The organism is Legionella cincinnatiensis, from assembly GCF_900452415.1.
GTDB classification, from domain to species: Bacteria; Pseudomonadota; Gammaproteobacteria; order Legionellales; family Legionellaceae; genus Legionella; species Legionella cincinnatiensis.
This window is the reverse complement of sequence record NZ_UGNX01000001.1, coordinates 99,681-118,139: the sequence shown is the minus strand read 5'-3', so window position 1 is coordinate 118,139 and position 18,459 is coordinate 99,681. Positions and strand designations below refer to the sequence as shown.

Below are 18,459 nucleotides of genomic sequence, written 5' to 3'. Positions count from 1 at the left end.
TTACATATCTTATATTTTCAGGATGAAAATTATGTGCTTTTCAGCTTCTGCCAGTTTTACTGCCGCTGGTATTATTTCTGCTGTGGGTATTTGTTCTTTACTCAAGGCACGCACTTATCCTTTATGTCTTTTTGCACTAACCCCTTTATTTTTTGCAGTCCAGCAAGCCTTAGAAGGCATAGTTTGGATTACTTTAATGCAGGGTGATTCTATAAGTCTTTTAAACAAAATAGGGGTTTATGGATTTTTATTTTTCGCAGGTGCTTTTTGGCCACTTTGGTTATCCGGTTGTTTGTATCTTTTAGAAGAGGATAAAAAGCGTAAAAAACTACTCTTAATGGTTTTTATCACTGGTATTATTGCAGCAAGTAAAATTTTATTTCGATTAGTAGCTCATAAACATACCGCCGTTATTAGCGATCACCATATTAATTACCCCATGTTTGCCTTAACCTATAGTGTTTCTTCTATGAAACATATTTTCTATTCCTATGCTCTTGATTTAGTTTTAACGGGAGCATATCTCATTGCGGTCATTGTTCCATTTTTTATTTCCAGTATTAGGGGCATGTGGATTATTGGTGCGATAACGACTATAGGTTTTATTGTCGCAGCAGTTTTTTATGCCTTGGCCTTCGGCTCTGTTTGGTGTTTTTTCGGTGCCTTATCCACAATTGCCACTTATTATATAGTCGCCAACTATACAAAAATGCATGTTAGTGACTGATTTAAATATCAAAATCCGTATCAATTACTAGTTTATATTTTTTAGCAGCTGCATTGCTCCAGGAATAACTTCCTGATAAGGTAATTATCGAGTAATGTTCGTCAGATCAGGTGAGGAATGCTTCGACAATTTATTGATCTTATTCCATTTTGGTGGGTAGTGTGTCTCTGTATCAGTTTTCTTGTTCTTACTACTCTAGGCGCTGCGTTTGTCTCTTCTCGTTTTTTTTCTATAGCTAATGACAAAGATCACCTTGAACGTTCCAATTCAATCATTGCCATCCTAAGCGGTGGATTTTCGGTATTATTAGCGTTTATTATTATCACCGCCTGGAATTATTTACTAAAAGCACAGGATAACGCCGCCCAAGAAGCGAACTCATTAGCGGTCATGATGCGTAATATTGCCGTGTTTCCGCAAGAAAACCAAATAAAACTTTCAGAAGCCATCCGTAATTATACCGTTGCCGTAAGAACGGATGAGTGGAAAAGTATGGAACGGGGTAAAGAAAGTCCGAATGCTGCCAAAGCATTAAAAGAGTTGTATCAGAACATGCAGTCTTTTACACCAACTGCTCAATTAGAGAAATTGTATTATACGCAGGCACTGCATCATCTTAATACGGTCCATAAACTGCGGCGAGATAGAGTAAATCAATTAAACAGTGTTATCCCTAGCCGGCTTAGTGCGGCTCTCATTCTTGGCTCCATTTTTTTAACCTTAATATTAGGTTTTATCCGCGGCCAATCTAAGTTTATTGATTTAATTCCTATTATCGTTTTTGCAGTGGTCCTGGGGTTCAATTTGGCGATTGCTTTTAGCATAGATTTCCCTTTTTCGGGAGATATTTCAGTGAAGAATGATTTTTTTTACCACGGTATCTTAAATACTTTTCGCGATTAAGACCAATCAAATCAAAAACATAGCTCAAGTACCTTAACAAAATGAATAAAGGAGAAATTGTGCAAAGAGACAGAATACTACAACCAAGCTTTCTCTTTTGTCATTAACGTATGCTGGGTGAATAATTCCATTAACAATGTTCCAGATGGTCCCAGGTTTTGTAGTGATTGATGTACTAAGTATATAGGGTAGGTTCTAACATTATTTTCCGTCATCCTAAGAGGATATATAGGTAAGCTTCTCTCTTCAACGATGTGTTGCGGTAACCAGGCAAAGCCGATTCCATGAACCACGCATTGAATTTTTAACTCTAGCGTGCTTACTTTCCAGCTGTACTCTGAGCCTAACCAGCCTTCATCTCGTTTTTTATTAAGTCCAGAATCTTGAGCAATGATATAGCGCTCATCATACAAATCGTCAAGCGTAATGCATTTATGATGGAGAGGACTGTTTTGATGAGCATAAGGAATAAAATGTATGTCCATTAATTTACTGCCAATATATCCCTCTGGAATTTTCGAAATAATAGCAAAATCAGCTTCGCCATTAATGAGCTGCTCGCTTGGTCCCGATAAAAGGCCGTGATTAATAAAAAGTTTAGTCGATGTATTTTGAACACTAAATTGTTTTAGGATGGTCATTAATACCTGAGTTGGAAAAATTTCATCGACAGCGAGTCGCAATGATTTTTCATAATTCGACTTTAAATGGAGTGCTGCATTCTCTAAGTTTTTTGCTGCTCGCGTCATTTGCCGCGATAATTTTAGAATTTGCGCGCCATGCTCGGTCAATACAGCTTTGCGGCCTTCAAGTTGAAATAATTGTACCCCTAGCATGTCCTGAAGTTTCGCGAGCGAATAACTGATATTAGATTGGCTTTTGTGCAAGGTAAGTGCTGCACGCGCGAAACTGCCTTCGTCAACAACTGCCTGCAAAACACGACATTGCTCAAGCGTTATTTTTGTCATTTATCGATTCACTCGTACTCATCAAAAAATTAGATAAATCTCATCTAAATTATGCGCTTTTTAAATTATAAAAGCTATTTATAATCAATTTAATTGATAATAAAGGAGAAATCATGAACAAGGTATTACTGTCATTCATCGCAAGTAGTTTATTCATTCAGTCGAATTTTGGATTTGCAGGTTCTCTTCAAGAAGAAAATAAGCAAGTCGTAACACGTTTCTATCAAAAAGCACTTAATGAAAAAAATTTTGATGCCGCTCAAGAATACTTAGGTGAATGGTATATTCAACATAACCCACTGGCCCAAGACGGTCTGGAAGGTTTAAAAAATTATATTAATTATCTAAAAATCAATTATCCCCACTCACACAGTGAAATAAAAAGAATTTTTGCGGAAGGAAACTTTGTGATTGTGCATGTCCATTCTGTTTTAGAACCTAATACCCAAGGCAGAGCAATTATTGATGTTTTTCGTTTGGAGAAAAACAAAATTTATGAGCATTGGGATGTCATACAAGATATTCCAGCGGAATCTGCCAATAATAATGGCATGTTTTAGGTTTTTACTCGCAAGTAAGTTGGATTAATGAATAATCCAACTTACCCAATAAATTATATTGAGTTTCCCTATTTTAACGTGAGTTTCGGATAAAGAATCTATTTAGATCCAGTCTCCATTTCGGCCCGTTTGGGCTGAGGAGGCATGTATGCCGTCTCGAAGCCTTAACACAGATCTTGAAAATTCGTGCTAAGGCTTCGAGACAGCGCTACGCGCTTCCTCAGCCCGAACGGAGCGTGATAGAGAATCGTTATAATTATATCCTTATCCATAACTCACGTTATTTTAGTATGTTTAACAGCGCTTGATATCTGTTTGATCCTATATAACTCATTCAGTGATACTTGAACTGACTTTACCGTTTTTCTTAATAATTGAATGAAAGAATATCTTATTAAATCAAAAAGTTATTCTTAACCAAAGATGAGTTAGATAAGGATTTTATTAGATCCTGATCCTACCTGCTCCATTCCCATGCAATTAAAAAAGAGTCTCCAGTCCCTATTTAGGGCCGTTCAGCCTGAGGAGGGGCAAAATGCCCCGTCTCGAAGGCCTGGTATAAGGCTTCGCGCTTCCTCAGCATAAACGATCCAAGGGGAGATAGCTCAAAATCATTTTTTAGTTTAAATTTTGTGAGGATATCTTAGGTCAGACTAAGGAGTACTGCCATTAACTTAAGAGTTTCGTCATTTTCGCGAAAGCGGAAATCCATTTCTACAGAAGCATTGTGCCCCCCAACTTGGGATCCCACTTTCGCGAGGACAACTACAAATTCCTGCAGTGGTGCGGAGAAGATACGTCAGCATCGTCGCGAAGCTTTAACAAGAGCATACCCCAGACATTGAAAGCGTAAATACCTCCTCAGTCCGAACGGCCCATAATAATGATTCTCCTTTTTATTCCACACATTAGTTTAAGACATAAAATTGGGAAGGGGATTCTACTTTTCCTAAATAACAGTACCACTTCCTTTAATATTTAATGGGTGGAGTTTGCACTACAATAATGGCCTTCTTTTTCTTTTAAATAAAAACCAATGTTTGGATTATTAATTGGCAGGGCGCTTTGGTCCGCAATGAGCATGCATTCTTCCACGTACGTAATTTGACTGCTGTCATCCACTAATAAACGATACCAGGGATTACGAGTAGCAAATTCACGTTTTTTAGCTTGCGGATTATAGCGCCCAGAAGCCTGAAAAAGCGGATCCACATCGATAATGATCGCTCTATAGCGACTGTGCTTATGAATGACTAAATCTCCGATATTAAATTGTGCAATTCTATCCATGAAAGACTCCATATTGGGCATCTTGGATAATATATCGGTAAAAACAAATGAAGCTTGAGTTTGTATTATTGATTCACAAAGAATCTCTAGGCGGGTATTTTTAAGGGGGTTAGCCCTAAAATGAAATCCTTTATTTTCATAATCCAATTATAACTCTATCATTAAGAGTAATAATTTTTATAGTTGCATGAATCACACGTTCAAAAGCTCAAGAGATAAGCTTTTATGAGGTAAAACGATCCATTGAAGAAGAGGAAATAGAATGCTTTATTTTTACCTTAGCAAGATTAATTCAGATCACCACCTCATTTATATAATCATCCGAACGCTTATTATCTACATTTATGCCATTTTCTTAATCCGCATTGGCAATCGACGGTTTAATTTACAAACCTCATTTGATTTTGTACTGGTTATCATCCTGGGATCGGTGTTAAGTCGAGCCATTAATGGTTCATCAACACTTATAGGGTCTATGGCTGGTAGTGGGGTTATCATTTTTTTGCACTGGTTATTGGCATTTGGGGCTTTTCAGCATCATAAAATTGGAATATTACTTAAAGGTAAGCCTGTAATCGTCATCAAAGAGGGCCAAATCGATTGGAATGTTTTAAAAAGAAATCAAATTACCGAAGAAGATTTGCGCGAGAGCCTAAGAGAAGCACTTCATCATGATGATTTAAGCCATGTAAAAGAAGCACGTCTTGAGCGAACAGGGAAATTAAGTTTTATTTTAAATACCAATGCTTCAAAACAATAGCATAGAAAACGAATGGATCACTGAACTTATTTTAACATGGCTGAGATTTTTTGTAAGTTTTCCTCCAAATGACTCTTTGACTTCTCTTTCCTGGAGCCCAGTTACTTTTTTATATTGAGCTGAGATTGTATCGTTTCTCTAACAGGATCTTCTTTTTTTGCAAATATAGGGTTTTTGAGAATATTCAGGTATTGAGAAAGAAGTTCTTTGGAAATATTTTGCCCAAAGCGACGTCCCTTCGATGAATCCTTTTCATTTTTCACCACTACTTTATCGTCATAACCCGAGCTACTTTTAGGGTTGCTGGTTGGCCTATCAAGTTCTGCACTTTTATCTAAAGACAATATCTCGGAAAAATCGTTTATATCCAATAGATCGCCCATCTCAAACATTTTGGGAAGATTAGTACAGTAGCTCTTATAAGACAGAACACTCCCTAGACTCATGGCGTTCATTGCTTTAAGAAAAGGGAGCATTTCATTATCAGTAGGACGATAATGGCCACTATTATTAGTAATTTCTCGTAAGCAGCCATTTTCAAAAAACAAACTTCCTGCACCTAATACTTTTTTTCCATTGCTTAAAAAAGAATGATTCAGGTTGAGATCACAAAGCAGTTTTGGAGACTCCTCACAGGTTAATACAAAATTGTACTCTCCATCTAAAGTATCACCCTCTACATCAACAAATTCATCGTTTTTTTCATCAAAATGTACCAGATAGAGCGCTTGTTTTTCAGGACTAATATAGACATTTTCCGGATGATCTACAGGTAAAAGTCGCATGGTTTGGCGTTCAATTTTAAATTCCGGCTTCATAGAAATGATTTGGTTCATTTCTTCGCTATAAAAAACGATGTTATTCGGATAAAGATTTTTGGGCATAATGGTAAATATTTAAAAGAAAAAAGCAGATTGGATTATATATTAGCCATAGTGATTTTAAAATATCCAAATAATTGGAGTTTATTTTAATAACGTTTTTATTTGAAAAAATGAATATTCAGGTAGCATCTTCTTTAAAACACTAACAACCCTCATAACTCTACGTTACCATTTAACCCAGCAGAAAATTTTTAAATATTCCTAAGTAGTTATTTATGATTGAACAATCCTTCGACGAATTATCACGGCACGCCGAAGCGGATGCCTATGCAATTTAAAGAACTTGTAGCTAAGCCTTCATCTAAAATATACATGACAACCATTCATTGATTTGGAAACAATGGAACGGATGTAACCCAACATGAAATCATTGAAATAGGCATGCCTTCATTTTTATTTTCCAATGAGGACGGAATTCTAGAAATTAAACATACTTATAATGAACTGAATGACCCTGGAAAAACCGATACTCACTGAAATCACAAAAATTACCGGTATTCGTAATGAAAATCTAATTGGCAAGATAATTAATTGGGAGTTTGTGTTGCAGGCACTTAAAGAGAGCCATTTAATAGTATGCCACTATGCTCAATTTGATCGTAACTTCTTAGAATTGCAAACACCTGAAGAGATACAGAAACAAGTTATATCCCTCCCTTTCGGTTGCACAATAAAAATATTGATTGGAAACAGCGGAATTATGAAAGCTCAAAACTTGATTATCTTAACTGGAAGTTGGGATATTTTTATGATGGTCATAGAGCAACTAACGAGTGCTAGGCTACCTTAAATCTACTTCTTCAAGAATCAGGCGCTTTCGATGATCTAAAAAGCAAGGTGCTTAAAAAACAAACTCTTATTTGTTCCGAGAATGCTCCTTTTGACAAAAAGGATTTTGTTAAAAAATCGACTTTACTGCTGGTCCGATGGCACAGGAAAAATTCCCAAAAGCTAGTGGACTATAGTCGATAATGATGTATTGGTAGAGGAAAAGCTTGGATTGATGCTGAAATTTATAAACAAGGGATTTTAAACGCTAACCCCGAAAAGACGGTGAAGCTCACCATTCAAAAATGAACTGGGCTCTGCGTTTGAAATGAGTTGTCAACCTTGACCTAACGGTTTGCAAGCATTGCCAGAGCCATGTAAGAATCATTGCGTGTATTGAAGAGCCGCGAGTGAGTCACAAAATTTTGGGGTACATGAATTATAAGTAAAGAGCAAAAGACCATGGGATCAGCATGAAGCTCCTGGTTACTATTTTAAGCTCTATACTTTTGGAAACAGGAAATAGGTAGTTTAAAATTCCTATACCTCATTTAGCTGATTTGAATAAGGCCGCAATAATTGATGTTTCTTCAACAACCCGCGGAATAACATAGTCTTCGTCATTAATATTGAAATTAGTGGCTACACCCAAAGGAACAGATGAAAATAGCCAATGACATTTGCAATCAGTTTATCTGCTAAGTTTAATTCTTTGATACCACGGTTTTAAGGAAAGCAATATCTTCTGTTGTTATTGCTCCTAGGGCTAGCAAACGCTTAAAGAGTTATTCACATGAAAGTTTTGAAAATCCACGGAACAGTTCATCAGTATTAGAGGCTAGAGGCACGCTGTCTCTTTTGGTTAGCCGACAGTTTAATAAGGCCGTTTTTGCGTTGTCCAAATTGGCTGTAGTTTGTTTTTCATACCTGTTTTTAATGTCTTAAGAAAAATGAAAATAATTTCATCATAAAATAGGAAAGCAAACTACCTGAAAATCGTAGCTTGTATTAAAACAAAAAGCTTAAATCCACTTCGCTTTTTATTCAGAGGATTTGATTATTGTCATGTACAAAGGCGGCCATCATATTCACTATAAACACATTACAATAAACTTGTAATTGTTTTTTTGCCATTTATTCGCAAGAATATAAAGTCGATGCTAAAATTTATAATATAAAATTTACTAAAAAATTAACATGAACGAATCAGATCCACAACAAAAGTTTAAAACTCAGTTACATCTTTTAAAAGTTCCAGCTAATGAAAGAGAGGCTAATATAATAGCCATATATGCTGTATTAATAAATGAACAATTAATAGGACATATAGATAATGTACCCAATATTTTTTTGCAAATAAAATCAATTATTGAAAATATCAATTTAAATGATGGGGCAGATATTGCAAAATCACTTTGTTTAATTAAAGAAAAAATAGAAGATTCTAATGAAAATTATACAAATAAAAATATCGCAGATATTATCAGTGCATTTAGTAAAAAGAATAACTTTACCTTTAGACAAATTCGAAATGAGTTAGCTCAATCTAATGCTGAAATAAAAAGTATATTGAATTCATATGACTAATAGTTTTATGCTTTCTGATGGCTTGGTACGCCAGTAATGGAATAGGAAAATAAGTTTTTGGATGGGAGATTTTGACTCAAAAACCTTCAAAGCAACAAAAAAATCAATGACGAACTCACTTCTTTTTTGTGCATTTTATGTATGTCTGCGTTTTTATTTTAAAAGCAAACAAAATGCCTTCAATACAATTAGTTGCAAATAAATTCTACAAACAAAAAATGTTTTTATTTTAATCCCCTGGTATTTTTTGCGTGCAGTGAAAATTAATCGAGCTCAAATTTATTAATTGTTGGGAGATGCAAGGAGAAAATATGTTCAAAATGAAATAAAAAATTTTCTATTAGCAGAAAAAAGACAAATTGGAAGTCATTGAACAGTTGAATAAATGTAAATCCTAGAAGAAGCTTGCTCGAGTTAAGTAAACATGGAAAAAAAAGAGCAAGAATGTTTATGTCATTTCTTCCAAATTAACTGAATACCATCAACAAAAACTACGAAGTTCGGATATTGAGACGAAGCAATTAATTGCTCGCCTACAAACAAAGTTTTCTCGACTGTCTGTACAAAATGGAGCAATTAGTTACGAGCTGAAAACACTCCATAAAAATGGTACTACTCATGTGATATTTGAGCCGCTGGATTTTATTACTCGATTAGCGGCTTTAGTTCTGAAACTCCGAGTTCATTTCGGAGTTTTTGCACCAAAGAGTAGATATCGGGCTCAAGTGACTAGTGAAAATAAAGAGAAATCAGACAACAGCCATTGATGTTCCAAAGGACTGTGAAGCTCACCATTCAAAAATGAGCTGGGCTCTGCGTTTGAAGCGAGTTGTCAACATTGACCTAACGGTTTGCAAGCATTGCCAGAGCCATGTAAGAATCATTGCGTGTATTGAAGAGCCGCGAGTGAATCACAAAATTTTGGGGTACATGAATCATAAGTAAAGAGCAAAAGACCATGGGATCACATCAAGCCTGTGATCTAACTGAATTTATAAATGGGCACAAATAGAACATAAAAATGAAGTGGTGTCGGGATGATATGGGAAATTGTTCATGAAAACGGTCTGGGTATAATAGTTCCTGGTTTACTATTTTAAGCTCTATACTTTTGGAAACAGGAAATAGGTGGTTTAAAATTCCTATACCTTGACCTAGCTGGAGAACAACTTCGAATTAATGGCCCTATTGAAGAAACTGATAATTTAGTTGCTGCAACAGTACACTGGCTAAGACATACTGGAATTACTGAAGATGTGAAAATTCGTCCTCGTGAGCATATACGGGATAATGCTGGTCATAGTTCCAGTGCGAAAATGGATCGTTATATTTATATCGAAAAACAAGCTCAATATCAATCAGCTCGGAAAAAACTATTGAGCCAGAACCCAGTTGAATGGATTTATGTTAGAATAGGTAACTTGAGTGCATTGACAATTTATGCCCACACCCTCTAATTATTCGCTTAAGAAATTATATTGAAGAAGATTTATCATGCTTACTCTTCGTCAACTTACATTAAATCGTGGCAATTAGATTCTATTAGATAAGTCACTACCACGTTATATGAAAAGCAAAAAATTGGTCTTATTGGCCATAATGGCTACGGCAAATCAACACTATTTGATTTTGTATTAGGTGAAGGACGATGCCTATATTTACGCTATATCAATGCTTACAAGAAACGGAAGCAAATGGAAATCATGTGGAAGTGTTAGCATGCCATGAGAAACTAAATGAACGAATATATTGATCAAAATATGCCCCGCATGTTAATGTTATGTCTAATTTTTCAATGGAGGTTCATTTTTATGCTGCGTAGAATAATTAGTAGACCCCTTACCAAGTTTAGCGTTTTTACACCAAGAACGATTGGAAGAACAATGACAACATCCCTTTATGATACATTATTTGGAAACAAAGCTCAGATTTTTTGGAAAGAAACGGAGCATAAATCTTACAAATATAAGGCAACAGTTCATAATGAAGAAATAACAATGAAAATGAATCCTGAGTTTCCTGAGGTTCCTTTATACACAATAAGACAAAAAGAAGGGAAGATAATTGGCAGTGTTGATGCTTGGCCGGACAATTGGATTGAACATACTTCAACACCAAAGCTGTAAAATTCTCTGATTTATAATCACCGAAGACAACTCAATTCATTTTAGTTCGTCTTCGAGATATTCTTTTTTATTTATCTTTTAATCAGTTAATTATCAATAATCCAGTTTTCTGGCCAACCAAACTGTATAATAATCTCCCATATTCAAATACAAAATAGAGTGAAACTTCAAGAAAATTAGGATTCATTTTTATTTTTAAATGACTATCACTATCTTAATAGATAAATTCTTTTTCCTGAGAACTGCATCAATATATTCTTTTTTGCATTTCTTGGACATTCATAATTTACTCTCCTTTAATAGACATAGACTTCGAATATTCAACTTATTTTCTATATTATAGAAATTATAGCCTAATGCTTAGGTGCCAATATCTTGGCATACTCAATATAACTTTGCTTTTTTTCTTATTATTTGATCTATTTCTCATTTTTTAGGGTCTTGAGTAAATCCTGTCAGAGTCCAATCAATTAGGCCAATATGGTCTATAATTAAACAAAATTCATTTTTCAATAAATTTATAGTGGGAGGATGGGTTATGAAGTCAAAACATCATTATCTTGAACCAGTAATGAAGGGCTTAAGCCAAGAGTTAATAAATGATTGTATGGGTAAGGTTAGCAAAGCAGCTCCTGTCATATGGGCTGCAACGAGCAAAAATCTATATAATAGCACTTATACTACAGATCCTAAGCTAAGAGATCATATAATCCGTGGAAAATACAATTATTCCATTGAATATTCCAATAACATAATTGCTTCTCATGGCAATTCATTTACTATAGAGCAAAAAGTTGTAATAACATCCATGTTTCGCGAGCATTTTAAAAAATCGGCTCGTAGTGAAATGGACGAAGATAAAAGAAAAAAATTGGAAGCAGACGAAGCAATATCAAATCTAGGAAAATATGGCAATATAAATCCTACCATGGAAGATTATTATAAATACCAAAAGAAAAAATTAGAGAAAAAACTAGGTAGAGAACCTTCATCTGAAGAAATATATGCCTCTCTACATCAAGCAGGAATGCGAACAAGGACTTCGGTTAATAAAGAATATCATTTTGTGGAAGCATCAATACCAATACTCTCTACTAATAAAAATTGTGGGGAAGAAATCAAACCAATCGTCATAGAAGTAATAGAAAAAAAAGAACAAGATGAACTGAAGACTCCTGTGGAAAATAAAAGAACGATTTTGTCTGACTACAATGTTGATGATGAAAATAAAGTGACCAAGGTCGGAGAAGATGCACCTACTATAAAGCCAGGATAAATTTAATAAGTTGGTTAATGTATAGCAACAATCTTTAGTCTCAGGCCTTAATAGGATCCGCTTATTGGATCCTGACGATAAAATTGGACTAATATTGATGGAAACGTAATTCACATCGTGGTTGCATAATAATTCGAAAAAGTAACAGAATAGGACCTATATTTACTTTAAGAATAATTATCATATTAAAGAAGTCGGTATCTCTTACTAAGGAGAACAAATATGAATACCCAATTAGAAATGCTAATAAAAAAAGAAATTCACTGGAACAGTTCTCAGGAAAAAAGATTTATCTATCAAAGTAAAGATAATAATAGTAATAATTTAAAAATAAAGATGAACTCGGAATTTCCTGATGCCCCACTCTATTCTGTGTTCGAAAATGAAGAGTTATTATTTAGTTTTGATGTTTGGCCAGAAAGATGGATTATTGAAGGTAAGTAGCTGTTCTAATGTAAAAGGAATTGTTGCACATAGTTAAGCAGTGTTTGCTCACCGTTTTAGACCCGGAGTATGTGCTAACTAACATCATTATGGGTTGAATTACAAATCTGGGTCAAAAACGAACCGCAATACATTAATTTTGTAGAAATTGCTTTACCAAGGCAATATAAATAATTTATATTGGACAATTTAGATGTAAAAAAAACTAAAATAGGCAGTGTTTCATAAACTGATCGCATAATTTGAATTAGTTGTAGAAATAAATTGTGACTTCAAGCTCGCTTTATTGCGGTAGTGTTTAAATAACTGTGTCATCTCTTTTAAATTGTTATAATTTGTGCAATTAGAAGAGGTGATCATGAATAAGAAAAAAATAGATTTATTCAATTTTGATTTTAACGAGTTCAAAGCAGATGCCTTATCTCAATTAAAATCAGGTCAATCGCTAACGGGCAAAGACGGCATTTTAACTCCCCTAATAAAGGAACTCCTTGAAGCTGCTCTAGAAGGTGAAATGGATGCTCATATAGATGAGTGTCATGAGTTTGGGCTGGGCAACCGCCGTAATGGCAAAACCTCGAAAACGATGAAATCTACATCAGGTATTTTTGATTTAGAGACCCCAAGAGACCGAGATGGAAGTTTTGAGCCTGAACTTGTGAAGAAGCGTCAAACGGTACTAAATGAATCATTGGATAATAAAGTACTTGCTCTATATGCCTTAGGTATGGGCTATGACGCGATAAGTGAGCATTTAGCGGAGATGTATGGTCTGGAAATTTCATCCGCTAAAATCAGCCTTATTACCGATAAATTGCTCCCTATGATTACAGAGTGGCGCAATAGGTCTTTAGAGTCGGTCTATCCTATAGCCTTTTTAGATGCCATGCATTTCAAAACGTGTTGAAGGCAAAGTCACCAGCCAAGCATTTTATACAGTCCTGGCCGTGACTCCCGAGGGTAGAAAGGATATTTTAGGGCTTTATTTATCTGAGAATGAAGGTGCTCGCTTTTGGCTTGGGGTATTGAATGACCTCAAGGCGCGCGGGGTTGAAGACATCCTTATTGCAAGCATTGACGGGCTTAAGGGCTTCCCTGAGGCAATTGCCGAAGTCTTTCCTAAAACCGAGGTTCAGCTTTGTGTTGTTCATCAAATTAGAAACTCTTTAAAGTATGTCGTTAGCAAAGACCAGAAAGCGTTTATGGCCGATTTAAAGCTTGTGTATAAAGCATCTAGCAAAGACTTGGCCGAACATCATTTGCTTGAGCTGGAAGATAAATGGGGCAAAAAATACCCTGCTGTATTAAAATCCTGGAACAATAACTGGGATGCTCTATCTCAATACTTCAAATACCCTGAAGAGCTCCGACGCATCATTTATACCACCAATATTGTTGAGGGGTTCCATAGGCAAGTCCGCAAATACACTAAAACCAAAGGGGCTTTCACTAGCGAAAACGCACTTATTAAACTTATTTATTGTGCTTAAAAAGTACTGGAAAAATGGAATCAGCCCATGCACAATTGGGCGCTTATCATTTCCCAGCTTCATATTTATTTTGAAGATAGATTAAATCTGGGGCTTAGATAATCAATGAGGTGACACAGTTAAATGAACACTCTCTTTATTGCATTTTTATTGTTCCATTAGTCCGAAACTTTCACATTCTAATTTAGAGGAAGCAAACCACTTTTTCCTAAATCTTTTAATGAAGCACCAATATAATAAATATCGCGCTCATCAATAATTAAAATCGATCATGAGATAAACCAACTTGAACAAGCTCCATTTTTTTATATTGCTCATTTGTAGTAGTTCAGCTCATTATATTTCTTAACGTCTAGCTTTAAATTATTACTAATACTTTCAACATGCAGATCTGCACACTAGGCTTTGACTTTACCAATTGTTCTAATACTGTTTCATCGATGTAATTATCTAGAAGGCATGCATCAAATATTTGGCCATCATAAAATATTCCCTGATCACTATGATGCCCCCGTCCTCTAATGCATTGAAAATTTTTTCAAATTGCTCTGTGGCTTTTATTTCGTGTAGTACTTGACACTTTCCAAGATGCTAAGCTTATTAATGATCACCCCATTAAGTGAGAGAAAACGACGCATTTCCACAAAAGTTCGCATATACTAATATTAACTGCTGATAATTATGATTGTCACATACTTGTTGATGTTCTCATGCTGCATGCACGCTATGATTATAATCGATACAATGAGCCGAATGAATAAAATTCGGCTCATTGTTTAATAAATTATTTGGCAAATATTATCCTTTCTTATCTAACTCACCTTGTAATTCAGACATTTCTTTTCGTTACATCCAATTACCAAGTCTAAATTTTGTGTTGAAATATGAGCATATCTTACTCTTATTATTCATAACTGTTCAGAAAAACCAAAAGAATAGAATAAAGTGAACTTTGACTTATGCATAGAGTTAACGAACCACTTTATAGATTTTTATACATCTATTTATGAGCCCGTAAACCAATCATAACTTGGGAGATTAGCTCCACACATCGCCTGCATCAAAGCTAATCCTGCGGGCACGCTAGGCGTAGCCTTGACCCCGGCGCCGCTTAATAAATCGTTAATCAATATGATCGATAATAGTTATAAATTAATTTATCGGGGGACATCCATGCCCAATTTAAGTCAAAAATTTAGAAAATCATTTATAAGCTATTTAAAAAATCCTCATAGCGCTAAAAACAAAGAAACCTTTGTGCGTTGTGCTTTTGCAATTTATGAAGATGCAGTGACTCATTGCGGTTTAGAGCCAGATAAATACATATCCTATATGTTCGAAATGATAAAACCAGCTGTACAAGGGATAAAAATAAGTCCTGACACCGCAAAAACACTGGATGGTTTTATTCGCACTTTAAGTTTTTCAGATTTAAAAAAAGAGAATCAGGCATTTCATGTATTGAACATTTCTTATAATTTAATTAGCCCGAAAAAATCTTGCCTGAGAGAAGTAATGAGCAATCTTTTGATTTTGCAAGACAAGTTGAAGCAAGAAGATTTCATAGTCACCAATAGAAAATTTTCTGGTTCATTTTTCCTAAGTAATTCAGATGTTTCTAATGTGAGAGGAAAAAAATCAGTTATAGATGACTTGATTATGTTAGTTGCCCATGAAGTTTTTAAAGCATCAAAAGAGGCTGGGGGAAAGTTTTTTCCTGTTTCTTTTGATGTGAAACAAAAAACTCAATACATCGAAAAACATATTGATTGGTTATCGGAAAAAGAATGCGGACAAATATTACATCGCTTACTCCAAAAAATAAATCCTATATTGAGTGCCCAAGGCAACTCTGCTGACATAAGAGACCATGCTGAATACATGACTGATGCAGGAAAACGAAGCGCATTGATGATCCACTCTTTCAATGATAAATGGTTTTTTACCTTTCTTGCTAAAATGGTGAAAACAATTAAAGAGGCCCTCGGAATGAAAACCTCTGCAGAACATCTTCTTGAAAATTCAGTTGATGAAGCGGAAAAAGTAGGAGTTACTTTGAAATAAATGCTATAGACAGAAAAATACTTATCGATAAAAAAACTCATAGACCATTATAATCTTTTCAAATCCATCAGTATTATTATCTCTTTGCCGTCATTACTGAAGCAAGAGATTCAGAGTTTGGCGACTCGGGAACACTACCTCCAAAAAATCGATTAGGATTTTGGGAGTAACCTTCTTTTTGCTTTTCCGTGATTTCAAGTTTAGCGAAAAACGCCGCCATTAAGCCCCCATGTTTAAACAAATGAGAGCTCATCGTTGAGGTTAATTCAAAAGCCTTATTGATGAGAAGAATAAGACTAGCAGAAAAAGAAGAACCATATTTGTGAGACAAGTAGTTTTTAAAATCTTGCTGTTGTTCCCCACTGACATTCAAGCCTTGTAGTATCTTCATATCCTCTTCACTCAATGACTCTCCTTCAATGCCCTTATCCCACGCTTCTTTAATGACAATGCCATTGTTTGACTGGATTGCTTTTTTGAAATGGGTCACCAGAAACTCATTAAGCTCTGCTTTGATGACGTCTTCGGTAACCAGTTTTAATAAAGGATGACCAAGGACTGACTGAAAAAGCCTACGCTTCACTCCCGAATAACAACTGGGACGATCACCTTCGAGATCATCGTATTGTTCGAGCTGGCCATTGTTTTTGCGTCTACTTTTATCCCAATTATGCGCACGTCCTATATGAGCCAATTCCTCAATAAAATGCTCAAGACGTGTAGCAAAAGTATAGTCATCAATACACGGCGTCTCTTTATCAAGGACTGCCAAATACAAAAGGCTAATGAGTGATTGATATTCTTCAAAAGTAGACCAACGCTCCGTATGTTCATCATTGATGTACACATAGCCAGCATGTTCATGCATCCAGGGATTGGGCTTGGCGAGGTAACGCCAAGCGGTATGAGCTTTATTTTGATAGTAGGCCGTTAATGCTTGTGTTTTTTGTTCGGGGGCTAAATGAAGCGCTGTAAAGTCACTCCAAGCCATGGGCAATATTAACTCTTCGCTGCAACCATTTTTTTGGAGAAGAAGGGTAGCAGGATGTGCTTCATAATGTGCTTGCAAGGTAGTGCGCAAATCCATCATTACCAGGGCAACTCCTGCTTGATGTAACAGAGGTTGATAACGGTCGGTGACTGCTTGTAACTGCTGTTGCTCTCCTTGAGTTAACGCAGTCATGGAGGATTCACGGTCGGCGGCTAAAGCGGCCAAGTCAAGACGACCTTGTTGCTCCTCACGGTAATAATTGTTTTGTTCGGCAAGGAGGCGTACAGCAGGAATATTGAGCAGCACGCTTGCCGCTTGTTGATTACCCGCAGATAAAGCAAGACGTAACAACTCATTGGATTGGTTTGGCGTTACTTCGGTATGTGCTAATGCTTTGACCGAAGGAATGTTCAGCAAAAAGCGCAGGTCATCAATTAAGGTCGTATCGTTTCTGCGAATCAGGTTTCGTGCTATATAAAATAAAAGTTTTGCTTCTGCAGCAGAGACAACATCAAAGACGGCATCTAAGTGATTTGCTTCTGTTTCTTGTTGTTGCGCACGAAGCACAGTGAGTGTTTGTGACACAAAGGGCCAAACGCACCGTTCTCCGTATTCCTGCTGGTGTGCTTCAGCGTAAGCAAATACACTAAAATAACTTAACATATACTGAACTACGGGAAGATGGCCCTTTAATACTGCTAATTGAAAAGCAATGAACGTATTTGTTTTAAGCATTTTAAGCATCTTATCAGGTGCTTTTTCTTGTAAATATTTAAGAATTTCCAGATAGCCCTGAGAAGCCGCAAATCGAAACGCACAAAAGCTTCCCGCTTTAATCATGTCTTGTAGCTTCTCAGGCATTTTTGACTCTAGGTATCTGAGCACAGCAAGATGACCTCGCTTGGCTGCCCATCGAAAAGCATAGTAATTGGTTGCTTCAATCATGTCGGGCAATTTCTCGGGTACTTTTGTCTCCAAAAACTTAAGAACATCAAGATGTCCTTGCTCTGACGCTCCGCAAAAAGCAGCACAGGAGTAATGAGTCATTATGTCTTGCAGTTGATTTTTAGTTACTTTAGGCTCAATCATTCCTATGAGAGACTCCAGGGTATTTAAATACCCTAATTTGGCAACTCGCTGTATTCTTAAAGCATAATTTTCAACAACAGAGAAAGTGTCTCTTTCACTGAATTCTTTTTGAGAATATTGCTTCAATAACTCTAAATGGTTAGTGTTATTGCTTAACATGACGACAAGATTGAGAAGCTCTGAATTGCAAAGCCCTAACATATCACCCAACTCAATAAGCTGCTGGTTATTTAAGGTAGGATGACTCAGTACTATAGCTATCCATGCCTTGTTTTTTTCTACATCTATGGCGGGAGTTAATTGTTTCTTTAACACTTCATAGGGCATGCTCATCCAAGAAATAAGGACGTTGGGAAATACGTTGTCACTAAAAATTTCGGACCATACAATCTCTGGAATTAAGCAGGCTTGAGGATGTTTATTTCTTTGGATTTCGTTAAAAAAGCGCATTAAAGTAAGTTTTTATCGATTAATAATACCCGCTATATAACCGCACCGATCTCAATCAATCCAATTAATTCTATTAATATGT

Annotated in this window: 15 protein-coding genes and 4 pseudogenes; 14 read left to right on the top strand and 5 right to left on the bottom strand. The window is 35.8% G+C overall.

Annotated elements, in window-relative coordinates:
- Window positions 1-31 precede the first annotated feature (31 nt).
- Both DYH34_RS00535 and DYH34_RS00530 read left to right on the top strand, forming a co-directional pair.
- Complete coding sequence (locus DYH34_RS00535) at window positions 32-727, top strand: DUF6629 family protein (RefSeq protein ID WP_058464145.1); 696 nt, start codon at window positions 32-34, stop codon at window positions 725-727.
- A gap of 117 nt (window positions 728-844) precedes the next feature.
- Window positions 845-1,630 (top strand): bestrophin-like domain, encoded by a 786-nt coding sequence (locus tag DYH34_RS00530; RefSeq protein ID WP_058464146.1) that lies wholly within the window; start codon window positions 845-847, stop codon window positions 1,628-1,630.
- A gap of 77 nt (window positions 1,631-1,707) precedes the next feature.
- Here DYH34_RS00530 and DYH34_RS00525 read toward each other — a convergent pair whose 3' ends face one another.
- The gene (locus DYH34_RS00525) at window positions 1,708-2,598 is read right to left on the bottom strand and encodes a LysR family transcriptional regulator (protein ID WP_058464147.1); all 891 of its coding nucleotides are present in this window, start codon (window positions 2,596-2,598) and stop codon (window positions 1,708-1,710) included.
- A gap of 113 nt (window positions 2,599-2,711) precedes the next feature.
- Here DYH34_RS00525 and DYH34_RS00520 point away from each other — a divergent pair, with 113 nt between their 5' ends.
- On the top strand, window positions 2,712-3,158 hold the full coding sequence (locus tag DYH34_RS00520; RefSeq protein ID WP_058464148.1) for a nuclear transport factor 2 family protein: 447 nt from the start codon (window positions 2,712-2,714) through the stop codon (window positions 3,156-3,158).
- 978 nt (window positions 3,159-4,136) lie between these two features.
- Here DYH34_RS00520 and hspQ read toward each other — a convergent pair.
- Window positions 4,137-4,448 (bottom strand): heat shock protein HspQ, encoded by a 312-nt coding sequence (hspQ, locus tag DYH34_RS00515; RefSeq protein WP_058464338.1) that lies wholly within the window; start codon window positions 4,446-4,448, stop codon window positions 4,137-4,139.
- 262 nt (window positions 4,449-4,710) lie between these two features.
- Here hspQ and DYH34_RS00510 point away from each other — a divergent pair, with 262 nt between their 5' ends.
- Complete coding sequence (locus DYH34_RS00510) at window positions 4,711-5,208, top strand: DUF421 domain-containing protein (RefSeq protein WP_058464149.1); 498 nt, start codon at window positions 4,711-4,713, stop codon at window positions 5,206-5,208.
- Window positions 5,209-5,309: 101 nt separating this feature from the next.
- Here DYH34_RS00510 and DYH34_RS00505 read toward each other — a convergent pair whose 3' ends face one another.
- Entirely contained in the window at window positions 5,310-6,044 is a 735-nt protein-coding gene (locus DYH34_RS00505; protein WP_238589444.1) for a hypothetical protein, read from the bottom strand.
- 496 nt (window positions 6,045-6,540) lie between these two features.
- Between DYH34_RS00505 and DYH34_RS18270 the strand changes: the two genes are divergently transcribed.
- The gene (locus DYH34_RS18270; RefSeq protein ID WP_238589445.1) at window positions 6,541-6,882 is read left to right on the top strand and encodes a hypothetical protein; all 342 of its coding nucleotides are present in this window, start codon (window positions 6,541-6,543) and stop codon (window positions 6,880-6,882) included.
- A 528-nt stretch (window positions 6,883-7,410) separates the two neighbouring features.
- Here the strand turns inward: DYH34_RS18270 and DYH34_RS18590 are convergent.
- A pseudogene (locus tag DYH34_RS18590) lies at window positions 7,411-7,708 on the bottom strand (hydroxymethylglutaryl-CoA reductase, degradative); the annotation flags it as partial.
- A 349-nt stretch (window positions 7,709-8,057) separates the two neighbouring features.
- Here DYH34_RS18590 and DYH34_RS00490 point away from each other — a divergent pair.
- From DYH34_RS00490 to DYH34_RS00445, 9 genes and pseudogenes are all read left to right on the top strand, one after another.
- Window positions 8,058-8,447: a hypothetical protein gene (locus DYH34_RS00490; RefSeq protein WP_058464150.1), complete on the top strand. Its 390-nt coding sequence runs from the start codon at window positions 8,058-8,060 to the stop codon at window positions 8,445-8,447.
- Between the two features lie 455 nt (window positions 8,448-8,902).
- A complete protein-coding gene (locus tag DYH34_RS18640) occupies window positions 8,903-9,214 on the top strand; it encodes a transposase (RefSeq protein ID WP_083502720.1) in 312 nt (103 codons plus the stop codon).
- Window positions 9,215-9,598: 384 nt separating this feature from the next.
- Window positions 9,599-9,826, top strand: a pseudogene (locus DYH34_RS18260) (site-specific integrase); the annotation flags it as partial.
- A 157-nt stretch (window positions 9,827-9,983) separates the two neighbouring features.
- A pseudogene (locus tag DYH34_RS18635) lies at window positions 9,984-10,087 on the top strand (ATP-binding cassette domain-containing protein); the annotation flags it as partial.
- A gap of 243 nt (window positions 10,088-10,330) precedes the next feature.
- Window positions 10,331-10,573 carry a hypothetical protein gene (locus DYH34_RS17880; RefSeq protein ID WP_131775180.1) on the top strand — a complete coding sequence of 81 codons (243 nt, stop codon included), beginning with the start codon at window positions 10,331-10,333 and terminating at the stop codon, window positions 10,571-10,573.
- Window positions 10,574-11,111: 538 nt separating this feature from the next.
- The gene (locus DYH34_RS00465) at window positions 11,112-11,849 is read left to right on the top strand and encodes a hypothetical protein (RefSeq protein ID WP_058464153.1); all 738 of its coding nucleotides are present in this window, start codon (window positions 11,112-11,114) and stop codon (window positions 11,847-11,849) included.
- Window positions 11,850-12,071: 222 nt separating this feature from the next.
- The gene (locus tag DYH34_RS00460) at window positions 12,072-12,293 is read left to right on the top strand and encodes a hypothetical protein (protein ID WP_058464154.1); all 222 of its coding nucleotides are present in this window, start codon (window positions 12,072-12,074) and stop codon (window positions 12,291-12,293) included.
- 358 nt (window positions 12,294-12,651) lie between these two features.
- A pseudogene (locus DYH34_RS00455) lies at window positions 12,652-13,885 on the top strand (IS256 family transposase).
- Between the two features lie 1,071 nt (window positions 13,886-14,956).
- The gene (locus DYH34_RS00445) at window positions 14,957-15,847 is read left to right on the top strand and encodes a hypothetical protein (RefSeq protein ID WP_058464155.1); all 891 of its coding nucleotides are present in this window, start codon (window positions 14,957-14,959) and stop codon (window positions 15,845-15,847) included.
- A gap of 76 nt (window positions 15,848-15,923) precedes the next feature.
- Here the strand turns inward: DYH34_RS00445 and DYH34_RS00440 are convergent, their stop codons facing one another.
- A complete protein-coding gene (locus tag DYH34_RS00440; RefSeq protein WP_058464156.1) occupies window positions 15,924-18,377 on the bottom strand; it encodes an ankyrin repeat domain-containing protein in 2,454 nt (817 codons plus the stop codon).
- Window positions 18,378-18,459: the final 82 nt, after the last annotated feature.